The 17,468-nt window shown below is 42.7% G+C and carries 15 protein-coding genes; 10 read left to right on the plus strand and 5 right to left on the minus strand.

Translation table 11 applies throughout. The features are described 5' to 3' along the window. Positions 1-208 precede the first annotated feature (208 nt). On the minus strand, positions 209-1,087 hold the full coding sequence (locus QTN47_RS19545) for an NAD(P)H-binding protein (RefSeq protein ID WP_369331100.1): 879 nt from the start codon (positions 1,085-1,087) through the stop codon (positions 209-211). Between the two features lie 75 nt (positions 1,088-1,162). Here QTN47_RS19545 and QTN47_RS19550 point away from each other — a divergent pair, with 75 nt between their 5' ends. Together QTN47_RS19550 and QTN47_RS19555 are read left to right on the plus strand one after the other, a co-directional pair. Next, on the plus strand, positions 1,163-1,555 hold the full coding sequence (locus tag QTN47_RS19550; protein ID WP_369331101.1) for a winged helix-turn-helix transcriptional regulator: 393 nt from the start codon (positions 1,163-1,165) through the stop codon (positions 1,553-1,555). A 195-nt stretch (positions 1,556-1,750) separates the two neighbouring features. After that, positions 1,751-2,374 (plus strand): START domain-containing protein, encoded by a 624-nt coding sequence (locus QTN47_RS19555; RefSeq protein WP_369331102.1) that lies wholly within the window; start codon positions 1,751-1,753, stop codon positions 2,372-2,374. A 967-nt stretch (positions 2,375-3,341) separates the two neighbouring features. On the opposite strand, the gene QTN47_RS19560 is transcribed toward QTN47_RS19555, so the two are convergent. After that, positions 3,342-4,646: a spondin domain-containing protein gene (locus QTN47_RS19560; protein WP_369331103.1), complete on the minus strand. Its 1,305-nt coding sequence runs from the start codon at positions 4,644-4,646 to the stop codon at positions 3,342-3,344. A 153-nt stretch (positions 4,647-4,799) separates the two neighbouring features. On the opposite strand from QTN47_RS19560, the gene QTN47_RS19565 reads away from it, so the two are divergent. Both QTN47_RS19565 and QTN47_RS19570 read left to right on the plus strand, forming a co-directional pair. Continuing rightward, positions 4,800-5,504, plus strand: coding sequence for a response regulator transcription factor (locus QTN47_RS19565; protein WP_369331104.1), 705 nt, complete (start codon positions 4,800-4,802; stop codon positions 5,502-5,504). A 7-nt stretch (positions 5,505-5,511) separates the two neighbouring features. Beyond that, on the plus strand, positions 5,512-6,999 hold the full coding sequence (locus QTN47_RS19570) for a sensor histidine kinase (protein ID WP_369331105.1): 1,488 nt from the start codon (positions 5,512-5,514) through the stop codon (positions 6,997-6,999). A gap of 9 nt (positions 7,000-7,008) precedes the next feature. On the opposite strand, the gene QTN47_RS19575 is transcribed toward QTN47_RS19570, so the two are convergent. Together QTN47_RS19575 and QTN47_RS19580 are read right to left on the minus strand one after the other, a co-directional pair. Continuing rightward, positions 7,009-7,638, minus strand: coding sequence for a hypothetical protein (locus tag QTN47_RS19575; protein ID WP_369331106.1), 630 nt, complete (start codon positions 7,636-7,638; stop codon positions 7,009-7,011). A 13-nt stretch (positions 7,639-7,651) separates the two neighbouring features. Continuing rightward, the gene (locus tag QTN47_RS19580) at positions 7,652-8,893 is read right to left on the minus strand and encodes a 5'-methylthioadenosine/S-adenosylhomocysteine nucleosidase family protein (protein WP_369331107.1); all 1,242 of its coding nucleotides are present in this window, start codon (positions 8,891-8,893) and stop codon (positions 7,652-7,654) included. Between the two features lie 428 nt (positions 8,894-9,321). Here QTN47_RS19580 and QTN47_RS19585 point away from each other — a divergent pair, with 428 nt between their 5' ends. The 3 genes from QTN47_RS19585 to QTN47_RS19595 all read left to right on the plus strand — a co-directional run bounded on the left by QTN47_RS19585 (position 9,322) and on the right by QTN47_RS19595 (position 11,852). Next, positions 9,322-9,621 (plus strand): SDR family oxidoreductase, encoded by a 300-nt coding sequence (locus QTN47_RS19585; protein WP_369331108.1) that lies wholly within the window; start codon positions 9,322-9,324, stop codon positions 9,619-9,621. Between the two features lie 339 nt (positions 9,622-9,960). Further along, entirely contained in the window at positions 9,961-11,025 is a 1,065-nt protein-coding gene (locus QTN47_RS19590; protein ID WP_369331109.1) for an NAD(P)-dependent alcohol dehydrogenase, read from the plus strand. A 122-nt stretch (positions 11,026-11,147) separates the two neighbouring features. Then, entirely contained in the window at positions 11,148-11,852 is a 705-nt protein-coding gene (locus QTN47_RS19595) for a dihydrofolate reductase family protein (RefSeq protein WP_369331110.1), read from the plus strand. Between the two features lie 80 nt (positions 11,853-11,932). Here the strand turns inward: QTN47_RS19595 and QTN47_RS19600 are convergent, their stop codons facing one another. Further along, a complete protein-coding gene (locus tag QTN47_RS19600) occupies positions 11,933-12,505 on the minus strand; it encodes a hypothetical protein (protein WP_369331111.1) in 573 nt (190 codons plus the stop codon). Between the two features lie 642 nt (positions 12,506-13,147). On the opposite strand from QTN47_RS19600, the gene QTN47_RS19605 reads away from it, so the two are divergent. From QTN47_RS19605 to nirD, 3 genes are all read left to right on the plus strand, one after another. Continuing rightward, positions 13,148-14,071 carry a family 2A encapsulin nanocompartment shell protein gene (locus tag QTN47_RS19605; RefSeq protein WP_369331112.1) on the plus strand — a complete coding sequence of 308 codons (924 nt, stop codon included), beginning with the start codon at positions 13,148-13,150 and terminating at the stop codon, positions 14,069-14,071. 124 nt (positions 14,072-14,195) lie between these two features. Next, positions 14,196-16,307, plus strand: coding sequence for a family 2A encapsulin nanocompartment cargo protein cysteine desulfurase (locus tag QTN47_RS19610; RefSeq protein ID WP_369331113.1), 2,112 nt, complete (start codon positions 14,196-14,198; stop codon positions 16,305-16,307). Positions 16,308-16,846: 539 nt separating this feature from the next. Then, entirely contained in the window at positions 16,847-17,230 is a 384-nt protein-coding gene (gene nirD / locus QTN47_RS19615; RefSeq protein ID WP_369331114.1) for a nitrite reductase small subunit NirD, read from the plus strand. Positions 17,231-17,468 lie beyond the last annotated feature (238 nt).

The following is a 17,468-nucleotide window of genomic DNA, read 5'->3' on the forward strand; positions in this document are numbered from 1 at the left end:
AAAAGGATGCACCCGCATCGTCACCTCGACGCAGGAGAGGTCTCCCAACGCTAGTGCTGTTTGATTTTGGAAAGGTCTTGTACTTGCAATCCTCTTCAATTTTGGGAGATTTCTCCTATCGTCGAAATGACAATGCGTGTTCTTCAGCGAAATAAAACACAAGCAGCATTGGCGCCAAGTTGCATATAATCATGAAAGGAATGCATCCTCAAAACTTAGCCGCAAACTCCTTCGCAAAATCTTCCAGCTTTACCCTTCCGGTTACCGGAGAACCACTCTTTACAAAATCAGCGACCACTGTACCATTGCGAAGACCGGTGCCCATTTCGGTATATAGTCGTGCTATCTCATCGGGAAGACCAGCGCCTGTCATGCCTTGTACAGATTGTTCATCAGTAAACTCAACCCAGGGCAACTCCGGTTTATTGATCGCTGATCCCAATACTTTGGCAACCTCGCGTGGTGTACGTACATCACTAATAACATAACGCACATATTGGCCGGCTGAAGTCTTTTGTAATTCCTCTGCGGCAGCCGTCGCAATGTCTTCATAATGTGCAAGCGGAATTACTGTAGATCCCGGATAATTACTCCCGATAATTCCCGCGCCTTTTATGAGTGGAATATCATTGTAATAATTCGTAAAGAAGTAGCCTGCGCGCAAGTAAGTTAGTGCAACGTCTTTCAGTGCACTGTACAAATGCTCAATATTGTAAAGTGCCGCAATGGGACCATTGCCGGAAGGTAAATCAGCACCAATGCTGCTCAGCATTACCACGCGTGGCACAGCGGCTGCCTTTATCGCAGCAGCAAAAGCTTTACCTGCATTGGTGGCGTTTGCAATTACATTACTGCCTCCGAGATTGGGCGGTATCATCGCAAACACAGCATCCGCACCAGCGAAAGCTTTTGCTAAAAAGCTTTCATCACTTACTGACCCCACTGTGGCTTTCGCCCCCAATGCTTCAATTTCTTCTCTTCTGTCGGCGCTGCTGGTGATGACTGTCACATCATGTCCTGCCGCAACCAGTTTGGTAGTCAAAGGCTTTCCTATATGTCCTAATGAGCCTGAAACAGTTATTTTCATAGTGTATTTTTTATTTCAGGAACAAAGTTATATTTGTACTTACTTTTTTACAAGTACTTACTCCAAAGTATGTTTATGGCAACCGTTAAAGAGTCATCTACCATCCAGGAAAACAAGCAGTATGCGCTTGAACAATGTCCGGTGAGTTATGTAATGGAAAAGATCGGCGGCTTTTGGAAACCGATCATCCTTTACCATCTTTCGCAAAGTGATAAGCGTTATAGCGAACTGCGCAGGGCGATTCCTGCGGTAACGGAGAAAATGCTCATTCAGCATTTAAAGCAACTGGAAGCGGACAACCTGGTGATAAGAGAATCAAAACCCGTTGTTCCGCCTTTTGTTACTTACCGGCTCAGCCAGGCAGGATTAGGATTGTTACCGGTAATAAATGCAATGGCGGCATGGGCCTTTAAGGATATGAAGGGTGATTACAAAAAAATATCGCAAAAACGTGCAGCAACCAAATAGTATGATTCCCTTTTTTTCTTTGGGTGTATATCAATCTATTCCTCTTACACTACACGGTGATCGCATAAAATGCATTGGTTACAAGCAACCCGCATAAAGACATCCCCGTTATTAGTATTCAGGAAAGTCTTGACAAATCATACACCTGATTTGGCTTGTTTTTTGAATTTATATTAACTGTAAATATGGCGCGGTATGACTATTAAACTAAGAGGCACGATAAATACTATCACCGTAATAGTCGCTTTGATCTGTACAACAACATCTTCCTATAGTCAAACCGACTGGAAACTGGTCAAAGACAAAGATGGCATTAAGGTTTACACCGCACCATCACATTCCTCAAAATTTAAAGCAATAAAAGTAGAGTGCGATATGCCTGGCACTTTTGATAAATTCATCTCTGTTCTGCAGGATATTCCTAAACAGACCGAATGGGTTTACGCTACCAAAAAGGCTTACCTGGTAAAGAAAGTATCGGATAACGAACTGTACTATTATGCCGAAACCTCTATTCCCTGGCCAATGACCAACCGCGACGCCGCAATAAAGCTGGAAAGTAAAAAAGATAGTGAAAAGAATACGCTCCTTGTAACACAAACAGCCGTTTCTAACGTTGTGCCGAAGAAAAAAGATATTGTGCGGGTTGCAAGCCTCGATGGCCGCTACGAAGTAAGTACAGCTGATAAAAAGCTGCATGTTGTCTATTATATTAATATCGATCCCGCAGGTGATATGCCGCCATGGATCGTAAATATTTTTAGTACAAAAGGACCTTATGAAACGTTTAAGGCATTGCGAGAAAGAATGGAGAAATAAAAAGATTCACAAGAAAAATACAACAATTTGCTGGTGCCCTTTCAGGCCTTGTTCACCATTTTTTGTTTTTTCACCGGGCGTTGCCCATACTAATGCTCCAGGTCCTTCCGTCTTGCATGTAATGGGTGGATTATATTCCAATGATCGGGTCATCATATAGTATATATTTTTCCCAGGGCGTTCATCCGTTGCGAATGGGTATGCATCGTCTTGCATCCAACAAGCCGAAGGGCACCAGCAAATAACAAATGAAAGATCCTGGTTTAAACCAATTCAACATTCCAATCGGATCTGCTGCGTCGCCTCTTCTTTGCGTTCGCCGCGTGAAATCCCTGGTACTTGCAGAAAAAAGTTTTTTAAAGGTCCAGGCTGAAGAGATCACAGAGCAGAATTAAACAATAGGAAACAAGTTAATAGCTCATTTATTACCACTACTACGAAAGCATCTTAAAGAATGAAGCTGCATACCTCATGGGTACTATCCTTCTTTGGTCAAACTGAGCCAATTATTATAGTATAATAATATTCTTTATAATGGATATATCGACTGGTAACAGATAAAGATGAACAAACTATATGCCATTGTTACACTTATTTAGCAGTGTTGTATTTACACAAATTCCGGATCAATAAACAACGGGTTGATTGCCGGTCTCAAGGGGATAACGTGATGCGGGCAACAAAAAAAATTAAAAATTAAAGCGTGCTCCTGTCACATTACTTCATTTAAAATCATAGAAGGATTTGTACAATTTGCAGCGTTTCAAAGAAGCGATATACAATTTTGCGCCTGACAGAAGTAATACGGACATATCAAACCAGAGGTATGTCCGCATTACTTTAACGAAGAGGCTTGCCGAATATACATAGAGCAACCACTGTTATTTCTCCACATAAATTCAGCAAGCCTGTCATTATTAACATGCATCATACGCAACGCGAGCAATTATCCTTCAATCAGAAAAACTCATTCAAGTGTCACCCGTATAATGTTATTAATATCAGGCAGCGTTGTAAACATATTTGGATTGGGAACAGGCGCAATAGGAATGCTTTCAAAAAGTGGTGTGCCTGCCAGGTTAAATTGCGTAATGCCTGCGCCAGGGAATTGATTAATGGCAGTTCCGTCATCATACAAAGCGATTGTGCCGGAAATATCGCCCTTTTGTGTTGCCTCAACTCCATTATCTTTTGATGCGAAGAACCAATCATTAGAGAATCCATACATTGTTGCAATGGCCAGCCGCTCGCCATTTTTAACACTCAACATTTGTGACACTTTGCCCCCGGCTTGTCCGTTAATAACAGGCAACAATACATTCGTGCTGGGCGCATGCAGAACATATACAGCTTTAACACCCGGTTTCATTTTAAGTGCCGCCGCAAGCGTATCCGCATTACCGCGTTGTGCCAGCAAGCGAAGCCCTTCTCCCCTGTCTTTTTCGCCAACCTGGTATATTGGGCTTGATTGACCATTGTATACAACAACAAGAACAGGGGACATTGGCGTGAAGATCCCCGTAATACTACTGATATAACTGCTTAAGGGACCGTTGTCACCGCGTTCGGCAATTGAAGTAAGTCCGTTAGCAGTCGGCTGGCCGCTCATATACAACGGAGCCGGGTTTAACAGGTTACCGCCCACAATGTAAGAAACGGCCCACACACCGGGACTAAGCGGTGTTTCGTTGATCGTTTTGCCTGAAGTGTTTTTTAAAGTAAGTGTGAAATAAGAATTGCCATTGTATGCAAGCGTTGCCTTGACGAGCTGGGAAGCTGGCAAATAGGTGTTTCCCTGCGCATCTGTACCATTTACTTCTGTAATATTCTGGCTGTTAGCTGTGCCTGGATGAACAACACCTGCCCCTGGTGCCTGGTTAACTCTTGTGCCATTGTCCCACAATTTGATCTTTGACGAAACATCTCCCTGGACCGGGTTTCCGTTCGCATCATAAACAGCAATTCCCGGATTTTCAGGCGCAAAAAAAAGGTCGTTGGACCAGCCATACATGGTGGCGAATGTAAGGGCTTCACCCTTAGCGGCTGAAAAATGAATACTAACCGATTCGCCCGGCAATATTAAAGGAGGTGTGCCCTTTCCCTTAAAAGTGCCCGATTCAACAAGTGGTTTTGACTGAAGTACATTTTCCACTGTAATGGTTGTAGTTTCAGGATGCATATGATCGTTATCTTTTTTGCATGAGCTTAAACTCATTATAGATAACACTGCAAAGGCTGATAAGCCACCGGCTGTTTTTTGTAAACGCTTCATACAATTTGGTTTTAGTTGTATCTTATGAGTACAAAACAACAAATACGGTATCCCAAAGAAGTTTCAGAATTGTAACAAAAGTATCACAGTGCATTTGGGATATATTTTTTGCTGAATTTTGATTTTGATAAAGTCTGTAAACCAATTGTATCCATGCATAAAGTGCTGATAATTGAAGATGACAAAAACATTGTAGAACTGCTGACCATTCACCTGAATGATCTTACGTGCGAAGTATCTTCTGCAGGCAATGGCACAGATGGATTGGTTGCGGCTAAGGAACAACGTTTTGATCTTATTATACTTGATCTTATGCTTCCCGGAATGAACGGCATGGAAATATGCCGCCGGATAAGGCAGACCGACAGACAGACTCCCATACTGATACTATCAGCCAAATCGGAAGAGATTGATAAAGTTGTTGGCCTTGAAACAGGAGCAGATGATTATCTGACAAAACCTTTTAGTGTCAGGGAATTTATTGCAAGGGTGAAAGTTATTTTCCGCAGGAACGAAGACAGAGCACAGGTGCAGGACGCTTTAGCCATACAATCAGTCATTAGATTTGAAGGATTGGAAATCGACGTTGATAAAAGAAAGGTAACACTCAACAATGCCAGGATTGACCTTTCACCGCGTGAGTTTGACCTGATCACATTGCTCGCTTCTAATCCGGGAAAAAGTTACAGCCGCAAACGGTTACTTAATCTTGTGTGGGGATATGATTTTGAGGGTTATGAACATACGGTGAACTCTCACATCAACAGGCTTAGGACGAAGATTGAAACCGATATCTCTAATCCACGGTATATTCTGACAACATGGGGTGTAGGCTACCGGTTTAATGAAGAATTATAACATTCATATGTCGTTAAAAACATTAAAAGGCAATTTGCTGTTTTGGAAGATCGCAGGCGTATTTTCCATTTTGCTTCTTGTGCTTGGAGTTGTATTTGTGTTGATCGCATCGCGGCTTTCAAAATCTTATTACACTACCGCGCATCAGCAATTATATGGTAATGTAGCATCGCATCTTGCATCCTTTACCAAACCGTTAAAGAACGGACAGCCTGATACAACTGTAACGCATGACATCATCCATTCCATTATGGTGGCAAACCCCAGCGTTGAAGTTTATCTGCTGGATACTTTGGGTAAGATCACAGACTATGTTGTGCCTGACAAATCTGTTCAGCGTCACCATGTAGATATCAAGAAGGTTAAACAATGGCTCGCTACAAAAAAAGGAGAACGTCCGTTGGGTGACAATCCCAAACAACCCGATGAACCAAGCATTTTTTCAGCAGCACCTTTATACAACAATGATACACTTGCGGGTTATGTGTACGCCGTTCTTTCAAGTGAAAAGCAAAAGGAAATACTGAGCGTACTTAACAGTGACCTGAATTATCACCTGGCGATTTACATTTTTCTTGCAGCACTCCTCATTGCATTTATTGTTGGTGTAATTATTTTCTTTATGATAACCGATAGTATTGCAAGGGTTGCCGCCGTTGTAAAAAGATTTAAAGAAGGCGATTATTCGGCGAGAATAGAAGGACAGGGAAAAGGGAACCTGGGCGTATTAACGGAAACGTTTAATGAGATGGCGGATGTGATCGTGGACAATTTTGAAAAAATAAAAGCTACAGATCAGTTCCGACAGGAATTGATTGCCAACGTTTCACATGATTTGCGCACGCCGCTTTCCATCATGCATGGCTACATTGAAACCATGATCATAAAAAAAGATACCCTTTCGGATGCGGAGAAGGATAAGTATCTGCATGTTGTACATGACAGCACCAAAAAATTATCGGTACTGGTTGAACAACTGTTTCAATATGCCAAGCTGGAAGCCAACCAGGTTAATCCAGAAAAAGAACAATTTCTTTTGCAGGAGCTTGCTTCAGATATTCTTGCAGCTTATCAGCTTAAAGCAAAAGAAAGATCAATCTCGCTTAACATTGAATGCAGCGACAACCTCCCTCCTGTTTTTGCAGATATCGCGCTTACTGAAAGAGTGTTGCAAAACCTGCTGGACAATGCTTTTAAGTTTACACCTGATGGCGGAAGCATAACCATCCAATTACTACACACAAAAGCAGGCGTACAAGTGCAGGTTGCCGATACGGGCATTGGAATTGCGCCGGAAGAACAGGCGCATATTTTTGAGCGATACAAGCAATTGAATAAAAACGAGAATACAAAAACCGGAATGGGCATTGGTCTTGCTATCGTGAAAAAAATACTCGAATTGCACCAGGCCACTATTGGTGTAAAAAGCGAACCCGGAAAGGGCTCTACATTCTGGTTTGAACTACCTGCGCTTTCGAAAGCGATGGCATATTAAATGATGCAACTAATGAACACCGGCCGGCACAGGTTCTTCAGGATTAAGTTCCAGTGCGCTTGCTTCTGTATCAGGATCTATCCCAAGTTCTTTTAAAGTGTTCACCCAGCCCTCCATCCTTTCAAGAAGCTCTTCGTTTTTCGTATTCATGTAAAGTACCTGGTTAATTGAATTGATGAGTATCCGCACGGCCATACCCTCATCTTCGGACCAGTTGTCCGTCCCGATATTTTTTTGAATACCCTTATCAATCTGTCTCAAATACATGGAACCTGCCTTTGCCTTAATTCCACGCATCTTGTCATATGCATCTCCTCCACCTCCTCCCGGGAAATATGTGCCGGGCTGAATGTTGCGCTTCGGCAATGGATACAAACAAATATCCAGCTTACCGGACAACGCTCCATTGATATAACTCAGTGAAACCGCGGCATATGTCAGGGAACGGTCATCAGCCACAATTGTAACAGGCTTTGCAGGCGAAGGCGTTTTAAGTGAGCACCCAAAAGCGCCGTTGCCGAAAGCACCGTTCATTTGGCTATCGAGCTTCACACCGGCCCTGTCCAGCTCAAGCACTTCAATGCGTGTACTGGATATCGGCGTTAGTGACGGATCATAAAGATGAATGTCTATTGCCATAAGAATATTTTTATTACATCAGAAGACTGATTGTTGCTGTCCTTTTAAAGACATCAATACAATTTACCTCAAGTGAATCAACCTTGCTTGAAAAACTCAGCAACAGCGCCAAATTGAACCCTGATTCAAATGCAGGTATTTCAAATGAGATAAGACCTGGCTCAATAAATTCTTCTCTTACAAACTTAGGCTGACCTCCGGCCTCTATTATGCATAAACCTTTTGCATCAATATCTGTTGCAGATGTAAAGCTTACTTCTATCTTCAGCGGCGGGTTAGGATCATGCCGCACCAATAACTTAGGCACGCTCACAGTCTGACTACCCAGGTTCTGATGCTCTATTTGAGGAATGCCTTCTTTTCTGAAATCTGTAAGATTACCCAGATCAGCATCGAGCTTATAGTCCGGAGAAACAGGTTGAAATGGCTTATCATACAACATGGCCTTTAAAAACCTTGCGGCGTTCTGAGATGCAAACTTTCGCCACATATCTTTACTTTCTTTTTCCAGCTTTGATTTATTTTCATCTGCATAGTCGGATATACCCCGTATCATCAGTGAATCATTTCTATGGCCGGATTGACGCATGGCAACAAATAACCCGCGTGCTTCCATTTCTACAGCTTTTATGCTCCAATCGATCTGATCTTTCAATTGCTGGCCAAACTTAACAGACTTTACAACAAACTCACCACTGGCAATATTCTCAATATGCAATTCCGGCGGCCGTCCATTCAGTTTATCATAAAGTCCCAGCTCTTTTGAAGCCTCATAACATTCACTCTGCCAGGCCTTATAGAGTTCCTCTGTATCAAGAAAAGCCCTTACGCGATCCAGGTCTAATGCACTTGTCTGGTTAACTGTCCGCCTGAATTCAAATTTGTCTGTATAAGCATCTCCCACTTCATAACCGAAGACATTCTCAGAGATGACGATGTCACCTAACATCAAACTATCTGCTTCGAGGCTGCCGGCTATTCCCATCAGTACAACCCGTGACGGCTTCCACAGACGAATGGAATTGCCGCTTAATACCGCAGCATTTGCCTGCCCACCGGTTCCTCTTGACATGGTTGCCCCTGCAATAAGGTAATTGCCCTTTTTATCCCGGGGCTGTTGTTTCCATAACCGGTAAGTAATGGAATCATCTGTTCGGTACAGCATGTCCCGCGTTATATTTGGTTCAAGTATCTTTATCATGGATGTCCATTCTTCATCCAGCGCAGTCAATACCAGGTAATCTATAAACGGCATTTTTTCCTTTAAGTTAATAAGGCGGGATTAGAGATGCAAGGGGTTTCTTTAAGAAGTCAATGGTGAATAGTGAAAAGTGCAGGCAGGTTGATTAAATTGAACATTACTTTTGGCGACGCATTTCCATATAGCTCGGTGTACCGCCTTTTTCTGCTGCAAGAAAGTACTCCGGTCAAACAATAAGCTCGTTACACCTTTCACCATTCACTATTCACCATTGACTATAACAATACACTTCCCTCTGTGTATCTCAGTGTCTCCTCCGTGCATCTCTGTGTAATGCTAAAAGAAGAAACGTTTTTCTCAAACAATAAACCCGCTACACCTTTCACTATTCACTATTCACCATTCACCATTGACTATAAAGACACATTCTCTGTGCACCTCAGTATCTCCTACATGCATCTACCGCATTTCCTGTTGCAGGCATGGCAGTATATGGCGGAAGCAAAACCACGCCCCGTTATATTGTTGATGTACTTTCAAAAGAGATTGGCTATCGTGGCGTAACCGTTAATTCCATCATTCCTTTTGCGGTTGATCACTCAGGCATTTTTGCCGAAGCAGGAAGTTATCCGGAACTGAGAAAATCGCTGATCGACAGTTGCCCGATGAAACGCCTGGCAGAAGTAGAAGATGTAGCAAATATTGCAGATTTTTTTGCCAGCGATCTTTCATCCTTTGTTAACGGGCAGCATTTATTGGTAAATGGAGGTGCAACGCAATAACCACCCAAAATATCAATGCCGGAATGTTCGATGAAATTTAATCTTCACTCCATTTAACTCAAATTTTCCAACCGGCAGCTCATCTGAAACTTTTCTTTACCCGAATTGTTTGAAATTCTTAGTTTTTTGTTTGAATAATATTATTTGCCGGAGAGGCAACGGAGATACCTTTGCTTTCTTTACACAGATCTTCATTATCAACCATAAAATAACGTATAACGGCAGCACATGATGCAATACTTGCTGCGTTTGCAACCGGCCTGCATCCGCCTTTATTTAAAGGATGTATAGTTAATTAGTGCATTCATTCAACAATAACCATAAAATTGAAGAATCAGTATGGACGTAAAAAATGTAAGAGCATTCGGGACAGAGGCTGCCGAAGCGCCATTGAAATCAATGAACATTCAACGCCGGAGCGTAACGCCACATGATGTGGAAATAGAGATCCTCTTCTGCGGAATTTGCCATTCTGACCTGCACACTGCCAGAAACGAATGGCATGGCACCATTTATCCGGTTGTACCGGGTCATGAAATTGTTGGCCGGATTACACGTGTCGGCGCTCATGTTAAGAAATTTAAAGCAGGTGATCTTGCAGCGGTTGGTTGCATGGTCGACTCCTGCAGGGAGTGTGAATATTGTAAAGATGGCCTGGAACAATATTGTGAACCAGGAAATATTTTGACCTACAACTCACCGGACAAACACCTTGGCGGACAAACCTACGGCGGCTACTCCGAGAGTATTGTAGTAGATGAACATTTTGTATTACGCGTGCCCGAGAACCTGGATCTGGCTGCAACCGCGCCGCTGCTGTGCGCAGGCATTACCACTTATTCACCGCTAAAACACTGGCAGGTTGGCCCGGGCAAAAAAGTAGGTATAGTTGGCATCGGCGGTTTAGGTCATATGGCCATTAAACTTGCAAAGGCAATGGGTGCACATGTAGTTGTATTCACTACTTCTGAATCAAAGAAAGAAGATGCTAAACGCCTCGGTGCGGACGAAGTGGTATTATCTACCGATCCGGATCAAATGGCCAAATATGCTAAGAGCCTGCATTTTGTCCTGGACAATGTTTCTGCAACGCATGATATGGATGCTTATTTGAATTTATTGAAAGTTGACGGAACGCTGGCCCTTGTTGGCGCTCCTGAGCATCCGCTTCCTGTTGCAGCCTTCAGCCTGATACCTGCAAGAAGAAGCTTTGCGGGATCAACAATAGGTAGTATTGCCGAAACACAGGAGATGCTCGACTTCTGTTCTAAGCACAACATAACTGCGGACATTGAGCTCATCAATATTCAACAGGTAAATGAAGCTTATGAAAGATTGCTCAAAGGCGATGTGCGTTATCGTTTTGTGATCGACATGGCTTCTCTGAAAAATCAGCATAATTAAACTAATATTGCCGCTATTTATTAGCAGGAATGAACACAAACATAATAACGGCATCTGTTTTGAAAATCAAAACAGATATCGTTATTTAATTGAGCCTCCTGTCTGTTTCTAAAAAATCAAACATGAACAGACCTTATGTTATTTGCCATATGATGTCAACAATAGATGGCAAAATATTGTCAGCCAATTGGGGCGACAATGAAACGCTAAAAGATTTCACCGGTTTATTCGAGCAGTACCACGAAGCGTTTGAAAGCCAGGCCTGGATGTGCGGAAGGGTAACGATGGAAAAAGATTTTTCAGAAGGAGCAAAACCAGATCTTACTCCCCCTCCACATCCGGTAACAAGAGCAGCTTTTATCGGAGACAGCAACGCATCCTCTTTTGCAATAGCGGTTGATGGCAACGGAAAATTAGGGTGGAATGATAACCAAACCGGCGGCGATCATATCATTGAAGTTCTTACTCATAGCGTAAGCGATGAATACCTTTATTACCTTCAACGCAAGAGAATATCTTACATTTTTGCCGGCGAAACAGCTATTGATTTTGGATCAGCACTGCAACAACTAGCAGATCTTTTCCCCATAAAAACACTGATGCTTGAAGGTGGCGGGCATATCAACGGCTCGTTGTTAAACGACGGAATGATTGATGAACTAAGTCTGCTACTTCTTCCCATCGCCGACGGCACACCCAAATCTCCAACAGTTTTTGAAGTAAGTGAATACCTTCAGAAAAAGCCCGCATCTGTAATGAAGCTTACGCAGGTTAAAGAATTAAGTAATGACGTACTATGGTTGAGATATGCTTTTGAGAATAGATAGCAAAAAAAAAAATTAAACGCCGAGGCTCGTGTCTCACGAGCCTCCATGTTTATAACATTGCGACTACTTGTTTAAAAATTCTACACAAAAGGACTATTAAAAACTGTCGGCTCGGATCTGTCAAATTCTGAAAGAAATGACACTTTCAAATCCTTCCAGCAATGCTTGATGCGTTCTCTTGCATCCTTCGACTTTGTTGCATCAAGCTTGCCATATCCAAGTTCCGAAACGAGCTTATGTATTTCCTTTAAACATTCGAATGGATAATACCCGATTTCGTTTTTTTTCTCGCCAAGATTTTTGTATACACCTCTCACTTCATCAATACACCTGCTAAGCTGTAAAAGTATTTCGCAGTACTGCTTATCTGTTGTTTCTGTAAAATTGGTGTACTGAATTGCAGCATTTACAGAGCCGATGATATTTGTCCACAACAGCCTCAGCGATTGTAAAAAACTTGAACGCCGTTGAAAACAAAACCCAAGGTAAGCAGCAGGAATAGCAATAATCAGTGGAATAAGATCTTTAAAGACCTGGTAATTTATTTTCTTCTCTGTTTCATCTCTGAAGTAAATAATAAGCCCGCCGAATAACGCAATTGCATATAGCGTAATAACAGCGATTATTGTTCTCTTAAGTTGTTTGCGTGTCATAGATCAGCAGTTTATAAGGATTGAATACTGCGTAAAGTTGTCCTACACTTTGAAAGTGTAGGACAACTTTACGCAAAATCATCGCATGCATTTGGGGGCACATGAGCTATCATTTGTGCATGTGTTGTATTCCGAAAACTTATTATAAACAAAGATAAAAAAGGCTAATCAGGGGTATCAGATTCAAAATAATGCATGTATTGATGCAACTTTTTTTTACGTCATTCTTAAAGTAGCTGCAAGGCATAGCAATGTGATAGTTAAAAATGAAAAAAAATCTGCATAAATCAAATTAAAATACCCTTATTTGACTGTGCATAAAATTGTCCTACACTTTGAAGCTTTTGTCTATGCGTAAAACTGTCCTACACTTTGAAAGTGTAGGACAGTTTTACGCTTCGCCCTCCATCAACACTCAATGCGGGCTATTTTTTTCAAACATTTTTACTATCTTAGAAAAGTGAGCTATATGGCGCGTGTTAGCAATCTTATCACGGCTACGCGCTATCGAAATGTATATTTCCTTCTGACAACAACATGAAGTAACCTGCGTGTAGCTATCTGTATACATGCAAGGAACTTGTGCCGGTATTTCCTTTACCAGACAAATCATTTTTATATAAACCAACTCAACTCAATGTTATGGCAGAACAAGAAAAAAGACAAACGGCCCTCGGTGATGTAGCGGCACGGCAACTCGCAATCGCAACGCGTACAGTACCCCAGATGATCACCATCACCCCGCGCTGGTTAACACATTTATTAAACTGGATTCCGGTAGAGTCAGGTGTTTACAGGCTGAACAAAGTGAAGCATGCAGAGAACGTAGAAGTAGATTGTTCCGGTCGTGATGAAAGAGCATTACCACAAACATTTGTGGACTATGTTGAAGACCCGCGGGAATACAACTTATCTGCGGTTAACACGGTTTTGGATGTGCATACGCGCGTATCAGACCTTTACAGTAAACCTTACAACCAGATAAGTGAACAGTTAAGGCTCACCATTGAAACAATTAAAGAACGACAGGAAAGTGAACTGATCAATAACAAGGAATATGGATTGCTGCACAGCATTATTCCTTCTCAAAGAATTTCAACACGCACCGGCGCGCCAACACCGGATGACATTGATGACCTGCTTGTAAAAGTCTGGAAAGAGCCAGGCTTCTTTTTGACACATCCACTGGCTATTGCCGCTTTCGGGCGCGAATGCACACGCAGGGGCGTTCCTCCACCAACCATTTCGCTGTTCGGTTCGCAATTCATCACATGGAGAGGAATTCCGTTAATTCCTTCAGATAAGGTTCCATTGGAGAACGGCAAATCAAAAATTATCCTGCTGCGCACCGGAGAAGAAAGACAAGGTGTTGTGGGATTGTATCAACCCAATCTTCCCGGAGAATTGTCGCCCGGACTTTCCGTACGCTTTATGGGAATAAATGAGCGCGCCATCGCTTCTTATCTTGTCTCTTTGTATTGTTCACTTGCGGTTTTGGTAGACGATGCCATAGCTGTACTGGATGATGTTGAAGTTGGAAAATATCATGAGTATAAATGGCTGTAACAAAGCGCGGATAAAACTCACGCAATAAAACAATATTGAGTTGTCTGTACTGATTCTATTATTACCAGGAGTATTTATAAACCTGCTCCGCACAGACAGAACGTTATCACATAAATTGTTTATCATGTCTTCGCACTACAATGATATTCCGGACGAAGCTGCTCTTCAACAATTGGCCAATCTTTATTTCAAAGCTGTGCCGGCTGATGATCCCGGGCAGTTGTTCACGGAAGGAAACCCGATACAATCAGTAGAGAGCAATTCTTCCAACAGCGAACAATATGCTTATAGCTCGAGGCCACCACAATCCGTAGCGGGCAGCGGTGCGTCTCCATCTGCCATCCAGCACGAACGATACTTTAATATTAAAGAGCCACCCACCAGCCATCCTGATCCTCATTTTGGTTCGGGACATGTGCCTCATTCGGTGGCCGGAAGCGGCATTTCACCTTCTGCAGGCGGAAGGGAAAATCTGTTTAATCCCGGTGAAGCTTCCCGCAAACTACCGGAAACCAGTTACACCGGAAAAGTACCTGGCTCTGTAGCAGGAAGCGGCATTTCACCTTCGGCTATTCAGCATAGCAAAACGTTCAACCTTGATGATCCACCGGTAAGTCACCCGGATCCTCATTTTGAAAACGGGGCCAATCCGAATCCGCCAACAGGCGTCGGTGCCTCTCCCACACATGCACAACAAGTCACTCAGCAACCGCCGCTGTATGCTTTCGGGCAACAACAAGGCACTGAACCATCATACAATCCTGCAAACAATCCATTCTCCGGTAATCATTTTTCCAGCTATCTGCCTTATGGTCAACAACCGTTTACGGCAGAGCTGCATCAGATGTTTAGTGCCGTTCAGTCATATGTGCAATCGGCGCAAATACCCGGCAGCGCTTACGACTTTTCGCATCCGGCCAGCTATTACTTTTTGCAGTCAAAAACATATGATCATCCGGAACATGCAAAGTTCAAGAAACAACACTATAACTCATTCCAACCAGGCTTTGATCTTAACCTGATCAAGCAGGATTTTCCCATATTACAAGAGCGGATCAACGGGAAGCAAATCATCTGGCTGGATAACGCGGCTACAACTCAAAAGCCAAGACAGGTTATTGACCGCGTAAGTTATTTTTACCAACACGAGAACAGCAATATTCACCGAGCGGCGCACGCGCTGGCTGCAAGAGCAACTGACGCTTATGAAGCAGCCCGGCAAAAGGTTCAGCGCTTTCTGAATGCCAAATCTGCCAACGAGATCATTTTTGTGCGTGGATCAACTGAAGCGATCAATCTTGTAGCACAAAGCTGGGGCGACGAAAATCTGGAAGCCGGTGATGAGATTATTATCAGCCATCTTGAGCATCATGCAAATATTGTCCCGTGGCAAATCCTCGCCGGTAAAAAGAATTTAAGGCTTAGTGTTATCCCGGTTGATGACCATGGCCAGGTGATTCTTGATGAGTACGCAAAATTGCTCAGCCCAAAAACAAAACTGGTCGCCTTCACACAAGTGTCCAATGCGTTAGGAACAATCACACCGGCAAAACAAATGATAGAAATGGCGCATGCGGCTGGCGCAAAAGTATTGCTGGATGGAGCACAGGCCGTATCACACATGCGGGTTGACGTCAGTTATCTTGATTGCGACTGGTACGTTTTTTCAGGACATAAAGTTTTTGGTCCCACAGGCATCGGCGTATTATATGGCAAAGAAGATCTGCTTAATGATACACAACCATGGCAAGGCGGCGGAAACATGATCCAGGATGTAACTTTTGAACACACGAAATATCAAAAGGCGCCAACACGATTTGAAGCCGGAACCGGCAACATTGCCGATGCTGTCGGATTAGGCGCAGCCATTGACTATGTAATGCGCCTCGGCATGGATAATATTGGTCACTACGAGCATTTTCTGTTGCAATACGCAATAAGCCTGCTGAAAGATGTTCCGGGATTAAGGATGATAGGCACTGCCGCAGAAAAAGCCGGTGTTCTCTCCTTTGTAGTGGAGGGATTTAGAACCGAAGACGTCGGCAAATACCTGAATGAACATTATGCCATTGCCGTACGCAGCGGTCACCATTGCGCACAACCCATATTGCGCCGGTTTGGAGTGGAGACAACTGTTCGTCCGTCACTTGCGCTGTATAACACTTGTAGCGATATAGATACGCTTGTTCTGGCACTCCACAAGTTGAAAGGCAGCCGTAAGGGAAATATCTCATAATACATTTTTACATATGAATGGGGAGCGCTGCGAACCAAGAGGGTTTGCTGCGCTCTTTTTTATGCAATATTTCTGCTGAAACGGTTAATCAGGCGACGATCCGCCTCTTCTCTCTCTGCTTCAGTGACCAATTAAAAAGAACTCATTAACGCTCATAAAATAACATTACATTTAAATTAATATGATATTTATAATTAATTTTAATACAAATTATCAATAAACAACCTTAAATTTATAACACAAATCATAATTAAAGCACAATAAATGATTCCATTTTATTAAAACGATAACATAACATAAATAAATAATATTTTCTTTCAATTGCCTGCCACTGTAACCAATGATTTTTCAAAACAAACAAAGTGTTATGAAAGAAAGATTAGCAGAACAGGCTTGCCCACCATAAATAGCAGAACGTTTTTTCACCGGGCACCTGATCTCCGGAAGAAAACCACCGCAAGATCTTTCTTAGAAGATACAGCGACCTCCTGCAAGAATGCGATTTCAAAAAATACATTACAGAACAAAACTTATCTCTTATGAACATTACCAGCACCGAAAAACTAACCTGGTTTTATGCCTGCAGAACAGAAGATGTTCCGGTTGACGGAGGCGTTTGTGTAAAATATAAAAACGAACAAATCGCCTTGTTCCATTTTACCCGCCGCAATGAGTGGTATGCAACACAAAATCTTTGTCCGCACAGAATGCAAATGGCACTCAGCCGCGGTATGATTGGCAGCTCAAACAATGAACCTAAAGTAGCCTGTCCCTTTCACAAGAAAACATTTTCTCTTGTGGACGGTCATTGTATGAACGATGATGCCTGCGACACCATAAAGACTTACCCCGTTAGGATTGACGGACATGATGTATATATAGGAGTGGATGAAGATGATGAAGCTTCGATTGTTTTCGCATAGAAACAAAAAAGCCCGTTATGGCGGCAACCGTTCCGGGCTTAAGTTTTAAACCGATCCATCAATTTAAAACCGAATCAAATGTACACAAAAAAACTATTTACCAAAAGCTTAATTGCCTGCACACTGGCGGCCCTGCAGTACGCGGCGCGCCTCATTCAGGCAACAATTATAACGGGTAGCGGCACAATAAAGAATCAACTGCTCCCTCTTCCCTTCCCGCAACGACAACGGCGCATAC

The sequence above is a fragment of the Danxiaibacter flavus genome, from assembly GCF_041060425.1.
In the GTDB taxonomy this organism is placed as follows: domain Bacteria; phylum Bacteroidota; class Bacteroidia; order Chitinophagales; family Chitinophagaceae; genus Danxiaibacter; species Danxiaibacter flavus.